The 14,180-nt window shown below is 72.8% G+C and carries 15 protein-coding genes; 7 read left to right on the plus strand and 8 right to left on the minus strand.

All coding sequences use genetic code 11. From position 1 onward, the window contains the following. Window positions 1-20 precede the first annotated feature (20 nt). The gene (locus ACZ4V1_RS31400; protein ID WP_468342979.1) at window positions 21-1,694 is read left to right on the plus strand and encodes an FAD-binding dehydrogenase; all 1,674 of its coding nucleotides are present in this window, start codon (window positions 21-23) and stop codon (window positions 1,692-1,694) included. A gap of 34 nt (window positions 1,695-1,728) precedes the next feature. On the opposite strand, the gene ACZ4V1_RS31405 is transcribed toward ACZ4V1_RS31400, so the two are convergent. The 3 genes from ACZ4V1_RS31405 to ACZ4V1_RS31415 all read right to left on the minus strand — a co-directional run bounded on the left by ACZ4V1_RS31405 (window position 1,729) and on the right by ACZ4V1_RS31415 (window position 3,534). After that, complete coding sequence (locus ACZ4V1_RS31405) at window positions 1,729-2,082, minus strand: DUF488 domain-containing protein (protein ID WP_468342982.1); 354 nt, start codon at window positions 2,080-2,082, stop codon at window positions 1,729-1,731. Window positions 2,083-2,200: 118 nt separating this feature from the next. Next, window positions 2,201-2,452 carry a WhiB family transcriptional regulator gene (locus ACZ4V1_RS31410; RefSeq protein ID WP_468342985.1) on the minus strand — a complete coding sequence of 84 codons (252 nt, stop codon included), beginning with the start codon at window positions 2,450-2,452 and terminating at the stop codon, window positions 2,201-2,203. A 113-nt stretch (window positions 2,453-2,565) separates the two neighbouring features. Then, a complete protein-coding gene (locus ACZ4V1_RS31415; RefSeq protein ID WP_468342988.1) occupies window positions 2,566-3,534 on the minus strand; it encodes a LysR family transcriptional regulator ArgP in 969 nt (322 codons plus the stop codon). A gap of 69 nt (window positions 3,535-3,603) precedes the next feature. On the opposite strand from ACZ4V1_RS31415, the gene ACZ4V1_RS31420 reads away from it, so the two are divergent. Continuing rightward, window positions 3,604-4,218, plus strand: coding sequence for a LysE/ArgO family amino acid transporter (locus tag ACZ4V1_RS31420; RefSeq protein ID WP_468342991.1), 615 nt, complete (start codon window positions 3,604-3,606; stop codon window positions 4,216-4,218). Between the two features lie 150 nt (window positions 4,219-4,368). Here the strand turns inward: ACZ4V1_RS31420 and ACZ4V1_RS31425 are convergent, their stop codons facing one another. From ACZ4V1_RS31425 to ACZ4V1_RS31435, 3 genes are all read right to left on the minus strand, one after another. Further along, the gene (locus tag ACZ4V1_RS31425) at window positions 4,369-4,824 is read right to left on the minus strand and encodes a cyclic nucleotide-binding domain-containing protein (RefSeq protein ID WP_468342994.1); all 456 of its coding nucleotides are present in this window, start codon (window positions 4,822-4,824) and stop codon (window positions 4,369-4,371) included. Window positions 4,825-5,156: 332 nt separating this feature from the next. Continuing rightward, window positions 5,157-6,635 (minus strand): aminotransferase class I/II-fold pyridoxal phosphate-dependent enzyme, encoded by a 1,479-nt coding sequence (locus ACZ4V1_RS31430; RefSeq protein WP_468342997.1) that lies wholly within the window; start codon window positions 6,633-6,635, stop codon window positions 5,157-5,159. A 58-nt stretch (window positions 6,636-6,693) separates the two neighbouring features. Then, on the minus strand, window positions 6,694-6,909 hold the full coding sequence (locus tag ACZ4V1_RS31435) for a hypothetical protein (protein ID WP_468343000.1): 216 nt from the start codon (window positions 6,907-6,909) through the stop codon (window positions 6,694-6,696). 169 nt (window positions 6,910-7,078) lie between these two features. Here ACZ4V1_RS31435 and ACZ4V1_RS31440 point away from each other — a divergent pair, with 169 nt between their 5' ends. The 5 genes from ACZ4V1_RS31440 (at window position 7,079) to ACZ4V1_RS31460 (ending at window position 10,349) form a co-directional block, all read left to right on the plus strand. Then, window positions 7,079-7,525 carry an ATP-binding protein gene (locus ACZ4V1_RS31440; protein ID WP_468343003.1) on the plus strand — a complete coding sequence of 149 codons (447 nt, stop codon included), beginning with the start codon at window positions 7,079-7,081 and terminating at the stop codon, window positions 7,523-7,525. A 178-nt stretch (window positions 7,526-7,703) separates the two neighbouring features. Further along, complete coding sequence (locus ACZ4V1_RS31445) at window positions 7,704-8,573, plus strand: SigB/SigF/SigG family RNA polymerase sigma factor (protein ID WP_468343006.1); 870 nt, start codon at window positions 7,704-7,706, stop codon at window positions 8,571-8,573. A 36-nt stretch (window positions 8,574-8,609) separates the two neighbouring features. Beyond that, on the plus strand, window positions 8,610-8,849 hold the full coding sequence (locus ACZ4V1_RS31450; RefSeq protein WP_468343009.1) for a DUF5133 domain-containing protein: 240 nt from the start codon (window positions 8,610-8,612) through the stop codon (window positions 8,847-8,849). Window positions 8,850-9,052: 203 nt separating this feature from the next. Then, window positions 9,053-9,886, plus strand: coding sequence for a DUF1206 domain-containing protein (locus ACZ4V1_RS31455; protein WP_468343012.1), 834 nt, complete (start codon window positions 9,053-9,055; stop codon window positions 9,884-9,886). Window positions 9,887-9,914: 28 nt separating this feature from the next. Next, entirely contained in the window at window positions 9,915-10,349 is a 435-nt protein-coding gene (locus ACZ4V1_RS31460) for a hypothetical protein (RefSeq protein WP_468343014.1), read from the plus strand. A 43-nt stretch (window positions 10,350-10,392) separates the two neighbouring features. On the opposite strand, the gene ACZ4V1_RS31465 is transcribed toward ACZ4V1_RS31460, so the two are convergent. Then, window positions 10,393-12,639, minus strand: coding sequence for an FUSC family protein (locus tag ACZ4V1_RS31465; protein ID WP_468343017.1), 2,247 nt, complete (start codon window positions 12,637-12,639; stop codon window positions 10,393-10,395). A 124-nt stretch (window positions 12,640-12,763) separates the two neighbouring features. After that, the gene (locus ACZ4V1_RS31470; protein WP_468343020.1) at window positions 12,764-14,140 is read right to left on the minus strand and encodes an NAD(P)/FAD-dependent oxidoreductase; all 1,377 of its coding nucleotides are present in this window, start codon (window positions 14,138-14,140) and stop codon (window positions 12,764-12,766) included. Window positions 14,141-14,180 lie beyond the last annotated feature (40 nt).

Genomic DNA, 14,180 nt, shown 5'->3' on the forward strand with positions numbered 1-14,180 from the left:
GAAGAGGAAGGACGGTCGCCATGGATGCTGACGTCATCGTGGTCGGAGCGGGTCTGGCGGGCCTGGTCGCCGCCCACGAGCTGACCAGCCGGGGCAAACGAGTCGCACTCGTCGACCAGGAGAACGCGGCCAACCTCGGGGGACAGGCCTTCTGGTCCTTCGGCGGCCTCTTCCTCGTCGACTCCCCGGAGCAGCGCCGCCTGGGCGTCAAGGACTCCTTCGACCTGGCCTGGAGCGACTGGCAGGGCAGCGCGGGCTTCGACCGGACCGAGGACGAGGACTCCTGGGCGGTGCGCTGGGCCCGGGCATACGTCGAGTGGGCGGCGGGGGAGAAGCGGTCCTGGCTCGCCGGACACGGCATCACCTTCCTGCCCACCGTCGGCTGGGCCGAGCGCGGCGACCTCAGGGCCGGCGGGCACGGCAACTCCGTGCCCCGCTTCCACATCGCCTGGGGCACCGGGACGGGCGTCGTCGAACCGTTCGTGCGGTACGCCAGGCAGGCCGTGCGGGACGGACTGCTCACCTTCCACCACCGCCATCGCGTCGACCACCTGGTCGTCGAGGACGGCACCGCGCGCGGCGTGCGGGGCGCGGTACTGGCCGAGGACGCCTCGCCCCGCGGTGTCGCCTCCAACCGCGACGCCGTCGGCGAGTTCGAACTCACCGCCCAGGCCGTGATCGTCACCTCCGGGGGCATCGGCGCCGACCACGACATCGTCCGCCGCCACTGGCCCGAGCGACTCGGCACACCGCCCGCCGAGATGGTCACCGGAGTTCCCGCGTACGTCGACGGACGGATGCTCGGCATCAGCGCCGAGGCGGGCGCGCGCCTGGTCAACCGCGACCGGATGTGGCACTACACCGAGGGCGTGCGCAACTGGGACCCGATCTGGCCCGGCCACGGCATCCGCATCCTGCCCGGGCCGTCCTCGATGTGGTTCGACGCCCTCGGCCGCCGCCTGCCCGAGCCCTGCCTGCCCGGCTACGACACCCTCGGCACCCTCCGGCACCTGCGCACGGCCGAGGACCTCGCGGGCCACGACCACTCCTGGTTCATCCTCACCCGGAAGATCGTCGAGAAGGAGTTCGCGCTCTCCGGCTCCGAGCAGAACCCCGACATCACCGCCAAGGACCGCGCCGGGTTCCTGCGCGAACGCGTCCTCGGCAAGGGCGCGCCCGGCCCGGTGGACGCCTTCCTGCGCAAGGGCGCCGACTTCGTGACCGCGCCGGACCTGGAACGACTCGTCGACAGGATGAACCGGCTGACCGACAAGCCGCTCCTGGACGCCGCCGTGATCCGGCACCAGATAGAGGCCCGCGACCTCCAGATGGCCAACCCCTACGCCAAGGACGCCCAGGTGCAGGGCATCCGCAACGCCCGCCGGTACATAGGCGACCGGCTCGGCCGGGTGGCAGCCCCGCACCGCATCCTCGACCCGGCGGCGGGCCCGTTGATCGGGGTCAAGCTGCACGTCCTCACCCGCAAGACCCTCGGCGGTATCCAGACCGACCTGGACTCCCGCGCCCTGGGCGCCGACGGGACGCCCGTCGAGGGCCTGTACGCGGCCGGTGAGGTGGCCGGCTTCGGCGGCGGCGGGGTGCACGGCTACAACGCGCTCGAGGGCACCTTCCTGGGCGGCTGCCTGTTCTCCGGGCGGGCGGCGGGGCGTGCCGCGGCGCGGCAGACCGGCTGAGTGACGGGGCCGCCTTGGCGGCTGCTCCGCCTCCTCACGCCTCGTCGAGGAGGCGGCGGAGCACGGTGGCGTGGCTCTCCTCGGGCGACTTGGACGCGGTCAGCAGCGTCACGTTCCCCTCGCGTGCCAGCTCCCGTACGTGGTCGAGGAGCTCCGCGGCCCCGGGAGCGGCCAGCTCGGCCTCGTACCGCTCGGCGAACTCCTCGTAGGAGCCCTCGCCCGCGTGGTACCAGCGGCGCAGTTCGGCCGACGGAGTGAGCCCCTTGGGCCACTCGTCCACGCGCGCCGCGTCCTTCGCCACACCCCGCGGCCACAGCCGGTCCACCAGGACGCGCACGCCGTCGTCCGGTGCGGGCGGGTCGTAGACGCGGTGCACACGGACGCTCATGGCCGGTCCTTTCCGGGGCGGTGCTGTCGTGAGCCCACGTCCGGCGCCCGCGGGGTGCCGGTGACGTGTGAGCCGTTCGGAAACGCGGCCGATCGCCCCCGTGCCGTGCCGCCCGGGGTCAGCCGGTCCGCCTGCGCACGGCCTCGCGCCGCTTGAGCGCACGGCGTTCCAGCTCGCTGGTCCCGCCCCAGACGCCGATGGACTGTCCCGTGTCGAGCGCCCAACGCAGACACTGCTCCTGGACCGGACAGCTCCGGCAGACCGCCTTCGCCTGCTCGGTCTGCAGCGCGGCCGGACCGGTGGTGCCGATCGGGAAGAACAGGTCGGGGTCCTCCGTGCGGCACGCGGCGTGCTCTCGCCAGTTGTCCATCAAAGTCACCTGCGATCGGTATCGTTCGCGCCCTCGTGAAGCCTTACTCCGTTGCGGGTGACCTGTCGACTGCGGAGTGAAACCGGTGCCTTCCTTCGGAAGTGCCCTCGCGCCTATCGCCGCAGCGCCTCCCGGGCCGCCGCCACCACCGCCCCGGCCACCGTCGCCAAGGCGGGGGAGTCCAGCCGCCACTGCTGCCAGTACAGCGGTACGTCCACCGCCAGCTCCGGGGCGAACTCGACGAGCCGCCCGGCGCGCAGCAGCGGAACCGCCTGCGGCTCGGGCACCATGCCCCAGCCCAGACCCGCGGCGACCGCCTCGGCGAAGCCCTCCGAGGTCGGCACGTAGTGCCGCGCGGTACTCGCGCCGTCGTGGCCCAGGCGCCGCGCGAAGCCGTCCTGGAAGTCGTCCCGCCGGTCGAAGACCACCACCGGCGCCTCGGCGAGCGACTCCCGCAGCGGCCCGTTCAGGTACCGCTCGGCGAAGCCGCGACCGGCACAGGGGAGGTACCGCATCCGCCCCAGGTACTGGACGGTGCAGCCGGGTACGGGGTCGGGCGACGAGGTCACCGCGGCCATCACCACGCCCTCCCGCAGCAGGGCCGCCGTGTGGTCCTCGTCCTCGCGGCGCAGTTCGAAGCAGAGCCGCGGCTCCCGGGGGACTCGCGTGAGCGCGCCCAGGAACCAGGTCGCGAGCGAGTCGGCGTTGACGGCGACCGAGACCCGCGTGGGCTCCCCGGCGCCGCTCAGCCCCAGCTCGGCGTACGCGTCCCGCTGCAGCCGGCCCACCTGCCGGGCGAGGCGCACCAGCACCGCGCCGGATTCCGTCGGCCGCACCGGCTTGGTGCGCAGCAGCAGCACCCGTCCCGTGCGCTGCTCCAGCGCCTTCACCCGCTGGCTGACCGCGGAGGGCGTCACGTGCAGCGCGGCGGCCGCCGCGTCGAACGTGCCCTCGTCCACCACGGCCAGCAGGGTGCGCACCTGGTCCAGCGGCAGTTCGGCGAACGCGGCCGCGGTCGTGCCCGTCGTGCCCGTCGTGCGCGTGGTGTCCGTCGTGTTCGTCGTGTTCGTCGAGTCCGGCATCACGATTGCTAAGGATACGTAAGAATCTTTAGCTGTACCCCTGATGATCGTCCGCTTAGCGTCAAGGGCATGACCAACGCCTTCACCGCCGCGGCCGCGGGCTTCGGCACCGGCCTCTCGCTCATCGTCGCCATCGGTGCCCAGAACGCCTTCGTCCTGCGCCAGGGGATACGGCGCGACGCGGTTCTCGCCGTGGTCGGTATCTGCGCCCTGTCCGACGCCCTGCTCATCGCCCTGGGCGTCGGCGGGGTGGGCGCCGTGGTCGTCGCCTGGCCGGGTGCGCTGACCGCGGTCGGCTGGATCGGTGGCGGCTTCCTGCTCTGCTACGGCGCCCTCGCCGCCCGGCGCGTGTTCCGGCCGGCCGGTGCGCTGCGGGCGGAAGGCGACGCCGCGGGCTCGCGTCGGCGGGCGATCCTCACCTGCCTGGCACTGACCTGGCTCAACCCGCACGTCTACCTGGACACGGTGTTCCTGCTGGGCTCGGTCGCCGCCGACCAGGGCGCGCTGCGCTGGACGTTCGGCCTGGGTGCCGTGGTCGCCAGCCTGTGCTGGTTCGCCGCGCTCGGTTTCGGCGCCCGCTACCTCGGCCGCTTCCTGGCCCGGCCCGCGGCCTGGCGGGTCATCGACGGTCTGGTGGCCGCCACGATGATCGTCCTCGGCGTCACACTCGTCGCCGGGGCCTGAGCGGACCACCGGGCGGGGCCCGGCACGTGCCCCGGCGTCCGAAGGATGCTGCGACGGTGATGCCCGCAGTCGAAGGATGTGCGGGCCACGTGGTGCCGGTCCTGGCGGCCGGGGTGCCGGCGCCGCGCCGCTACCGCGTCCGACGGCACCTCACAGGGAGCCGCGTCCGTGCAGCGCGTAGTGCTCCATGAGCCGGCCCCTGGTGGTCTCCAGCCGGTGCGCGAGGATCTCGGCGACCGACCGCACCAGCACGATGCCCAGCCGCGGGTCCTCCTCGCACAGGGAGAGTACCGAGGCCGCGTCGAACTCGTAGGCCCGCACCGGGCTGAAGGCCTCGGCGCCGAAGTCCCACTCGTAGGGCGGGAAGAGCCAGGACCAGCCGAGCAGGTCGCCCGCGCCGAGGCTGGCGACCGTGACCCGCTGCAAAGACGTCACCTGCTGGGTCAGGGAGACCGCGCCGGAGCGGATGACCCAGAAGCGGTCGGCCCGGTCTCCCGCCTCGAAGATCCGGACGTCCTCCGGGAAGGAGACCTCCCGGGCGAGTGTCATCAGACGCTCGCGCTGGGGCTGGGGGAGGGCGGTCAGGAGTTTGATCGCTTTGGTCATGGCACGGGGCTCCTCGCCGGCGATTCGGTTCCGGGGCTTTCCCTATGCCCATTTCAGTCGCTCTCGGCGCCCTGAGCACCTCGGCGGCGGGCGGATCCCGTACCGATTCCGTGCCGGAGACGGGGACGCCGCCGTGCGGACGTGAAAAAGCCCTGGCTGGACGGGGGAAGCCAGCCAGGGCCGTAAGCGGTGACGTACGAAGGACACTCCGGTCGACTTCGTCGCCACGTATGGGTGAACGCTAAACCATCTCTGGGCGTTCCGTGAAACCGGTACCGGGGCACGTGACCCGTCTCACTCCTCCGGGCCGCCGCCGCCCCGGGGCCCGGGCCTCACTCGCCGTTCTCCGCGACGACCCTGACCGTCTCCAGTTCCGGATCGCTCGGGTCGGGGAGGTACATCCCGGCCTCGAGACCGGTGCGCAGATACCGCAGGACGGGCTCGCTCAGCCGCTCGCCGGGCAGGACCGCCGGAATGCCGGGCGGGTACGGAGTGATCATCTCTGCCGCGACGCGACCGGCGGCCCGGTCGAGCGGCACGTCCCGCGTGGGCCCGAAGAACGCGTCCCTGGGCAGATCCACCTGCGGCATCCGCAGCTCGGCCGGCGACGGCACCTCGACGCGCGGGGCGGGATCCAGGCCGGGGGCGGCGTGCGCGAGGTCCTTGAGCGCGGCGAGCAACTCGCCGGCGGTCTCCCGGTCGTCGCCGTGGGTGATCTGTGTGCCGATGCGGCGGTGGTCGGTGATGTGTGCGATCACGCTCCGCTGCTCGCGCAGCCAGTCCGCCGCCTGGAACCCCGAGACGCCGAGACCGTCGAGGTCGATGATGACGGGCAGCGGATCGAAGCCGTGGGCCAGTCCCGGGCCGCAGAAGTCGTCCCGGTCGTTGACGTGCATCCCGTCGATCTCCTCGACGGACGCCCGGACGTCGGCCGCCAGCTCCAGCGCGCCGCCCATCAGCTCGCGGCCGCGCAACACCATCTGCCGGCGCCAGCCGTCCAGTCCGGCGAAGATCAGTGCCGAGGGGCTGGTGGTGCCCAGCAGATCGGCCCGCATGCCCAGCAGTTTCGGCGGGACCAGGTCACCGCGCAGATGGAACACCGAGCCCTGCTCCAGCCCGCTGCCCATCTTGTGGATGCTGGTCACGCAGATGTCGGCGCCCGCGTCCATCGCCCAGGACGGCAGGTCGGGGTGGAAGGGCAGGTGGGCACCCCACGCCTCGTCGACGATCAGCGGCGCGGACCGCCGGTGGCAGACCTCGGCGACGGTCCGCAGGTCGGCGCTCGTGCCGTACGGCGTCGGGCTGGTGACCAGGGCACCCTTGGCGTCCGGGTGGGCGGCGAACGCCTTCTCGAACTCCCCGGCGGACGGCGGATGGGCCACATGCCGCTCGGCGTCCCAGCTCGGCTCGACCCAGACCGGCTCGATGCCGGACAGGAGCAGCCCCGAGACGACGGACTTGTGGGCGTCCCGGCCGATCAGCAGCTTCTCGTGCGGCCCCGCGACCGCCAGCATCGCGGCCTTCACCGACAGGGAACTCCCGCACGTCGAGAAGAACGTGTGGTCGGCGTGGACGGCCTCGGCCATGAGTTCCTGGGCGCGCTGCAGCACCCGCCCCCGGGTGAGCCGGTCGTCCAGTCCGCCCGTCGCCAGCACGTCACCGTGGAAGACGGCGTCGCCCAGTACCTCGCGCACCGCGGGGTCGGCGCCACGCGCCTGTTTGTGCCCCGGCGGTGTGAACGCCAGCCGCCCCTCGCGGCGGTAGTCGACGAGGGCTTCCAGGACCGGTGCGCGGGTGTGGTCGGCTGTCATGCCGACCCGGTTTCCCGGCCGGGACCCCGTCAATCCGACCTGTCCGACCAGCGGCTCCTCACCGTGCGTCGCGCCCCGGCGTCAGCACCTCGTCCAGCACCCGCAGGACGGTCTCGTACGCGATCGTCCGCACGGCGGCCTCCCGGGAGCCCTCCGGGTCGGTCGACCGCAGCTCTTCCCTCCGCGCCCGCCAGGTCCGCTCCTGTTCCACCGCGCAGGCCCTCGCTCGATGCATGCGACGCAGCAGTTCGTCCGAGTCCACAACATCCGTCATGTACTCCGCGTACCCCCGCAGGGCGCCTGGATGGCCGCTGGGCCGTAAGGAGGGCCGGAGGTTTGGGGGCAGCGGCAGAGGTCAGCCGGAAGGAGCGAGGCCTTGCGGCGCACACGCGGCGCGAGGGCCGACCGGATCCGGCCCGTCCCACCGACCAGGGAGCTGACGGATGCGTGACAGGCGCACGACCGAACCCGCCGTCGAGCAGTACGGCGCTGACCGGCACCGGCGGCACCGGCCGTGCAAACCGGCCGACGCCCGCCGGACCGTCGAACGGGTCGTCACCGAGTGCTGCGGCACCGACGGCCACACCTCGTGCGACGCGGGCGCCCTCTCGGACGCCGTGCTCGTCGCCTCCGAACTGACCACCAACGCGATCCTGCACGGCGGCGGCATCACCGACTTCCAGGTCGACGTCGTCGGACCCGGCGTCCGGCTCTCGGTGTGCGACCGCAGCCACGACCTTCCGGTGGCCGTGCCGCGGACCGACCCCCAGGGGCGCCGCCGCCTCGGCGGCCGGGGCTGGCCGATCGTCTGCAGGCTCGCACGTGACGTGCGAGTGGCAGACCTTCCCTCGGGAGGCAAGTGCATCACCGTGGTCGTTCCGCTGTCCTGAGTACTTTTCGAAAAGCGGAGTTTGTTCCACCGGTGCGGGGGCAGTCGCAAGTTCGTGCTTCGGACCGGAGGCGCAGCAGCGGGAGCGGTATGGCTGCTTCGGCCCTCCGGGTGAGTGACCCGGACAGCGCCGTTCCCGCGGAAAGTCCCCTGAGACCACCGTTCAGGAGCGGATCCGCATGCTCATCGAAACGCCCACCACCCGTCCCGCGCCCGGCGAGCCGACCCACACCTCCGCCGCCCCCGTCCGCCGTCGGCACGACGACGCCCCCGACACCATGGCCCTCTTCGGCCGGCTCGCGGGTCTGGAGGACGGACCCGAACGCGACGCCGTCCGCGACGAACTCGTCACGGCCTGGCTGCCCATGGCCCACCGGATCGCCGGGCGGTTCCGGGACCGCGGCGAGTCCATCGAGGACCTGCGCCAGGTCGCGGCGCTCGGCCTGGTGAAGGCCATCGACCGCTTCGACCCGGAGCGGGGAGCCTTCGAGAGCTACGCCGTGCCCACCATCACCGGCGAGGTCAAGCGGCACTTCCGGGACCGGATGTGGGCCCTGCGGGTGCCCCGGCGGGTCCAGGAACTGCGCAACAAGGTGCGGGTGGCCCGGCGTGAACTCACCCAGAGCCCGGGCAGTCCCGAACCGTCCGTGGCCGCCGTCGCCGCCCACACCGGACTGACCGAAGACGAGGTCAGCGCCGGGATGGAGGCGCTGGAGAGCTTCAGCACCCTGTCACTGGACGCCGAACTGTCGGCGGGCGACGACGGCTACAGCCTCGCGGACACCCTCGGCGAGGCGGACACCTCGTACGACACCGTGATCGACCGGGAGTCCGCCAAGGAGGGCCTGCGCAGGCTGCCCGAACGCGAGCGCGCCATCCTCTACATGCGCTTCTTCGAGGACATGACGCAGAGCCGTATAGCGGACCACCTGGGCATCTCCCAGATGCACGTCTCGCGGCTCATCAGCCGCAGCTGCGCCCGCGTGCGAGACGAGGCGCTGGGCCAGCGGGCGGGCCGCCGGCCGGCGGGCCGGCCGGTGCGCGCCTGACCCACCGGGTCCGAGGGAGGAACGAGACGGATACCGATGCCTCACCCCGTGGTGCCGCGCGGACTCGTCGACGAGTACGAGGCGGTCGCGCGCTGCGAGCCCGCCGACGACACGGGCGCACCGGGCCCCCGTGCCCGGGACCTGGCGTACACGCCGTGTGTGTCGACCGGCACGCGTGACGTGGCACTGGCCCTGGAGGCCGCCCGCCGCCGGCTCGCGGCCGGCCCGGCGCCCGTGCCCGCGCCCGTGGCCGGGCCCGCAGGCGTGGCGGACTGAGCCAGGGAGGGGAACGTGTGGTGGCGTGACTGCCCGTATGCCGCGAGGCGGCGTACGGGCAGTCGGGCGTCACGCTGACCGGAGCGGCGAAGAGCGGGAGCCGGTCCTTCGCCGGGCGGCGCGCGTTGCGCCGGGTCAGGGCCCCGCCGCCTGGTGTGTGCGGAGGATGCCGGGGCATGCGGAGTCCCGGAGGGGAGGTCCGCATGAACGCACGTGTCATGGCACGCACCGGACGCAGCAGGGCCAGGCGGGCGGCGAACGGTTCGGCCGCCGAGGGGGCCGCCCGGGCGGGGCTCACCGCTCGCGGCGTGATCTACGTGCTGGTCGGCGTCCTGGCCCTGCAGATCGGTTTCGGCACCGGAAACCGGCAGGCGGACCGGGGAGGTGCCCTGGCCGAGCTGGCGGACAAGCCGTTCGGAGCCGTACTGCTGTGGGCCCTCGGCATCGGGCTCGTCGGCATGGCGCTGTGGCGGCTGTCCGAGGCGCTGTTCGGCGCGACGGGCAAGGACGGGCGCACGGCGAAGAAGCGGTTGCCGGCCGCCGCCCGCTGTGTGTTCTACGCGTTCGTCGCCTATTCCGTACTGGCGTTCGCGGCCGGTGCCGGTGGCAGCGGCTCCAGCGACCAGCAGTCCAGGGACGTCACGGCCAGGGCGATGGAGCTGCCCGCCGGGCGGTGGCTCGTGGGCGTGGCAGGCGTGACCGTCGTGGTCGCCGGAGTGGTGATCGGAGTGCAGGCGCTGCGCCGCAGCTACCACAAGAAGCTGAAGCTCGGCGCGCTGAGCCCCCGGGCCCGGCGGCTGGTCGACGTCACCGGCGTCGGGGGCGGCGCGGCACGCGGGCTCGTCTTCGCGGCGGCGGGCGCCTTCGCCGTGCGGGCCGCCGTCGACTACGAGGCCGACAAGGCGAAGGGTCTGGACGACACCCTCCGCTCGTTCGCCGAAACCCCGCTCGGGCCCTGGCTCCTGGTGTGCGTCGCCGCAGGTCTGATGCTGTTCGGCGGGTTCTCCTTCGCCCTCGCGCGATGGCGCCGCGTCTGAGGCGCTCCGCACGGGGAACACGGGGCGAATGAACGAACACGAGATTCCTCCGCCGGACGGACGTCCCGTGGACGTCTACCTCGACCTCCTGCGCATACGTATGGAGACCCACGACTACCAGTTGCTGCTCAGCGTGGTGGAACCCGTCCTCCAGGCGATCGACGAGCACCAGATGCCCACCATCGACTTCTCCCTGGACGGGGAGAACGCAGAGGCGCTGCCGCAGGAGATCAGGGACGAGGCCGCCCTGGTCATCGCCACCGCGGTCACGGGCCGACTGGACAACGAGGTCGTCGAGATCAGCACCGACGAGACCGGCCCGGTGCGGGTCGTCACCGACGCGGCCACCGCCTCCGACCCCGAACGCCTCGGGGAGATCGCGGACTACCTCAAGGAACGCCACGTGCAGAACGAGGAGCTGCGCGGCATAGCCGAGGCGAGCGGCCTGCCCAGCGACTTCTGAGCGCCGGCGCCGCGGACCGTCACCGCGCCGGCGCCGCGGACCGTCACCGCGTCGGCGTCCTGACCGGCACGCCCAGCGGCCGGGCGAGGCCCACGACCGCCTCGTCCAGGCGCTCCAGGTGCCGCAGTACCCGGCCGGTGATGCGGCCGTACCGCGGCACCCCCGCGGCGTCCGGTGCCAGCAGCGAGGCGATGCTCGGCCCGGTCTCCACCTCAGGCGTCGCGTCCCCGTCGGCGACCCGGGCGGCGATCGCCTCGATGTTGCGCACCGTGCGCCGCACCGCACCGCGCAGCCGCGGGTCGGCCGCGATCGAGGGGTGGGCGGGCAGCAGCTCGGCCGTCGCGGCCAGGGACCGCGCGTGGTAGGCGCAGGTCTCCAGCAGCGCGACCACGTACTGGGCGGTGTCGCGCCGGGCCCGCAGCGGCGTGATCGGATGGGTGAGCGGCTGCGTGGCGGCCCGCAGATCGCCCAGCGCCTGGTCCAGTTCCCGCGCCGTGTCCAGCAGATCGGCCGCGGGCCCGCCACTGAGCTGGTCAACGGCACCCTCGGTGACGTCGGTGAGCCGCTCCAGAACCGTGCCCAGCAGCTCGTTCGTACGGCGGTCGGTGTGTATCGGCAGCACCAACGCCGCCGCCGCGATCCCGCAGGCCGCGCCGAGCGCGGTCTCCTCCACGCGCAGCAGCAGCACCGACAGGCTGTAGGTGTGCAGCAGGGTGTACAGCAGCCCCAGCATCGCCGTGACGAAGAACGACATCAACGTGTAGGACAGCGGTGCCGTGTAGAACATCGCGAAGATGAGCAGCAGCACCAGCCCGAACGCGATCCAGGTGTGGCCGCCCACCAGGCCCGCCAGCACGATGCCGGCCACCACCCCGAGCATCGTGCCCAGCACGCGGCGGTAGCCCTTGACGAGGATCTCGCCGGTGGAGGCCGTGTTCAGGAAGACGATCCAGCACGCGAGCACCGCCCAGTACCAGCGCTCCGAGGACAGCAGCTCGCCGCCCAGGATGGCCAGCGACGACCCCACCGACACCTGCACCGCGGCGCGCGTGGTGGGCCGCCGCAGCCCGGTCGGCTCCTCCTTCGGCGTGGCCTCCTCACCGGCGTCGATGGCGGCGTCCTCGGCGTCCAGTTCCTCCCGGGAACGCGTCGTCGCGGGCGTGTCGTCCGACTCGTCCTGCGGCCCGTCCAGGGCGATCCTCAGCCCCATCACGGCACGCGCGGTCTCACCGATGCCGCGGAAGACGTCCTGCACCGCCGCCGTCGCCTCGGGCAGGTTCTCCTCGTCGCGGTAGCCGAGAAGCCGGTTGCGCAGATGCGACAGCGCGGTGCCGCGTGCCTCGGCGGGTGGCCGCAGCACCAGGGTGCGCAGCGCCCCGAGGTCGCGGCGCAGGACCTCCGCGGCCTCGCCGGGCGCCGGTGAGCGGCCCACCGAGGGCGCCGGCGCGCCCGGCAGATGCAGGGTCAGGGTGTCCGCCCGCTCGGCGCTGCGCGCCGTCAGCAGCAGCAGGCCGAGGCGCTCGGCGGCGATCTCGGCGTCCGCGATGCGCCGCTGGACCAGACGTGCCGTGGACTCGTCCGGAGTGCCCTCCTCCAGCCGGGACTGGATCATCAGGGCGGTCTCGTGCAGGCGCGCGGTGCCGTCGCGCAGATGCTCGAGCGTCTTGTCGATCTCGTCCGGGCCGGCGTCCAGCAGTTCGGTCTGCGTGGCGATCAGCTGGGCCAGCCGGGCACGGAACGCCTGCCGCAGCCGCTGCAGAACGCCCGCCGGTGTCTCCGGGACCACCGCGAAGCGCACCACCGCGCTGGACGCGAACGCCACCGCGATGGCACCCCACAGCCCCGGCAGCGCCGACACCTCGGCGCCGACGAACAGGGACACGAAGTAGACCTGGAAGCCGATCAGCCCGAGCGCGGTGCCGCGGTCGCCGAACCGGCGTACGAAGACGGCACAGAAGATCAGAACGACGAAGAAGGCGTCACCGATGACGACCCGCGAGGCGAGCAGCGCGCTGACCGACACCGACGCCAGGGCGACGGGCAGGCCCAGGGCCACGGTCACGGCCTGCGCCCCGGGCTCCTTCTCCCGGATGGCGAACGTGGCGACCATCGCCGTCATGGCGCTCGCCACCAGATGGGTGACGTCCGCACCGAACACGGCGAGCACCGCGAGCGCCAGGGCGATGGCGCCCACCGTCCGCAGCCCCGCCGTCAACCGCAGCAGCCCGGGGTCGGACGCGGCGACGCGGTCCCGAAGCCGTGTCCGCACCGAGCGCCCCGCTGCCTTCACGCCGCCGTACACTCTCCCGATTCACGCCCGATCCCCGGCCGTCGATCCGGGCCGGCTCCCGGCCGTTTCACGCCGAGATCCACTTCTCAGCATGCCATGCCGCGAGCCGGCCCCGCCCGCCGGGTCACAGCTCGGCCCGCCCCGCCTCTCCGACCTGCTTGCGGACCTGCTCCGGCGTCAGATAGGCGTCGGTGTACTCGAAGTCCTTCAGCTTGGCCGGCTTGCGGGCCTGGAAGCCGGTGCGTACGAAATCGTCGCCGGCGACCGCGTTGAGCGCCCAGTTGGTCGCCACGCGGGCCTTGGCCACGCCGGTGCGCAGCGCCGACCAGTGGTAGCCGCGGGCCACGGCCTGGGCCGGCAGGCCCTTCAGCTCGACGCCGAGCGGCTTGGAGACGGCGTCGGTGCCGCCGAGGTCGACGACGAGACCCAGGTCCTTGTGGACATACGGCCGCATCGGCTGGTTGCGCAGGGTGGCGATGAGGTTCTCGGCGACGTGCCGTCCCTGCCGCATGGCGTGCTGGGCGGTCGGCGGGCAGACGGCGCCCTCCCGGCCCTCGGCGAGGTCGGGCACGGCGGCGGAGTCGCCGAGCGCGAACACCCCGTCGTGGTCGGGCAGGCACATCTCGGCGGTGACCGCGAGCCGCCCCTTGACCGTCTCCGCGCCGAGCGTGCCGATCAGCGGACTCGCCACCACCCCGGCGGTCCAGATCAGCGTGCGGGTGGGCACCACCCGGCCGTTCGTGAAGGTGACCTCCTCGGGCCCGGCCTTCTCGATGGACACACCCAGGGAGATCTCGATCCCGCGCCGCGTCAGGACCTCCTGCGCGTCCCGCCCGAGCTTCTCGCCCAGTTCGGGCATCAGCTTCGGCGCGATGTCGATCAGATGCCACTTGATCAGACTCGGGTCGAGCCGGCTGTAGCGCTTGACGGCGGCGTGCGTCAGCCGCTGCAGACAGGCCGCGGTCTCGGTGCCGGCGTAACCGCCGCCGACCACCACGAACTGCAGCCGGGAGGCGCGCTCCACGGGGTCCTGGCTGGCATCGGCGAGGTCCAGCTGGGAGATGACGTGGTCGCGGATGTACGCGGCCTCCGCCAGCGTCTTCATGCCGAACGCGTTGTCGGTGAGCCCCGGGATGTCGAAGGTGCGTGTGACGCTGCCGGGGGCCAGCACGATGTAGTCGTACGGCTCGTTGACGATTCGGTCGGTGATGGTGCGCACCACGCAGACCTTCGCCTCGAGGTCCACCCCGATGGCGCCGCCCGGGATGATCCGGGTCCGGTACTTGCTGCTGCGGCGCAGGGAGAGCGCGATCGACTGGGGTGTCAGCACCCCGGAGGCGACCTGGGGCAGCAGCGGCAGATAGAGCTGGTAGGAGAACGGAGTCACCAGGGTGACGTCGGCCTCGTTGGGGGAGAGCCTCCGCTCCAGACGACGGACGCACTCCACGCCGGCGAAACCTGCGCCGACCACCAGGATCCTGGGTCGTGTCACGGTGTTCATCCCTTTCTGCGGCTCCAGGCGGTCTGCCGCGAACGCCATT

The organism is Streptomyces sp. NPDC028991 (assembly GCF_055564775.1).

Bases quoted from the DNA above. Each gene is read 5' to 3' on its own strand.
- ACZ4V1_RS31400 (WP_468342979.1), top strand. From the start codon at position 21: ATGGATGCTGACGTCATCGTGGTCGGAGCGGGTCTGGCGGGCCTGGTC.
- ACZ4V1_RS31405 (WP_468342982.1), bottom strand. From the start codon at position 2,082: ATGAGCGTCCGTGTGCACCGCGTCTACGACCCGCCCGCACCGGACGAC.
- ACZ4V1_RS31410 (WP_468342985.1), bottom strand. From the start codon at position 2,452: ATGGACAACTGGCGAGAGCACGCCGCGTGCCGCACGGAGGACCCCGAC.
- ACZ4V1_RS31415 (WP_468342988.1), bottom strand. From the start codon at position 3,534: ATGCCGGACTCGACGAACACGACGAACACGACGGACACCACGCGCACG.
- ACZ4V1_RS31420 (WP_468342991.1), top strand. From the start codon at position 3,604: ATGACCAACGCCTTCACCGCCGCGGCCGCGGGCTTCGGCACCGGCCTC.
- ACZ4V1_RS31425 (WP_468342994.1), bottom strand. From the start codon at position 4,824: ATGACCAAAGCGATCAAACTCCTGACCGCCCTCCCCCAGCCCCAGCGC.
- ACZ4V1_RS31430 (WP_468342997.1), bottom strand. From the start codon at position 6,635: ATGACAGCCGACCACACCCGCGCACCGGTCCTGGAAGCCCTCGTCGAC.
- ACZ4V1_RS31435 (WP_468343000.1), bottom strand. From the start codon at position 6,909: ATGACGGATGTTGTGGACTCGGACGAACTGCTGCGTCGCATGCATCGA.
- ACZ4V1_RS31440 (WP_468343003.1), top strand. From the start codon at position 7,079: ATGCGTGACAGGCGCACGACCGAACCCGCCGTCGAGCAGTACGGCGCT.
- ACZ4V1_RS31445 (WP_468343006.1), top strand. From the start codon at position 7,704: ATGCTCATCGAAACGCCCACCACCCGTCCCGCGCCCGGCGAGCCGACC.
- ACZ4V1_RS31450 (WP_468343009.1), top strand. From the start codon at position 8,610: ATGCCTCACCCCGTGGTGCCGCGCGGACTCGTCGACGAGTACGAGGCG.
- ACZ4V1_RS31455 (WP_468343012.1), top strand. From the start codon at position 9,053: ATGAACGCACGTGTCATGGCACGCACCGGACGCAGCAGGGCCAGGCGG.
- ACZ4V1_RS31460 (WP_468343014.1), top strand. From the start codon at position 9,915: ATGAACGAACACGAGATTCCTCCGCCGGACGGACGTCCCGTGGACGTC.
- ACZ4V1_RS31470 (WP_468343020.1), bottom strand. From the start codon at position 14,140: ATGAACACCGTGACACGACCCAGGATCCTGGTGGTCGGCGCAGGTTTC.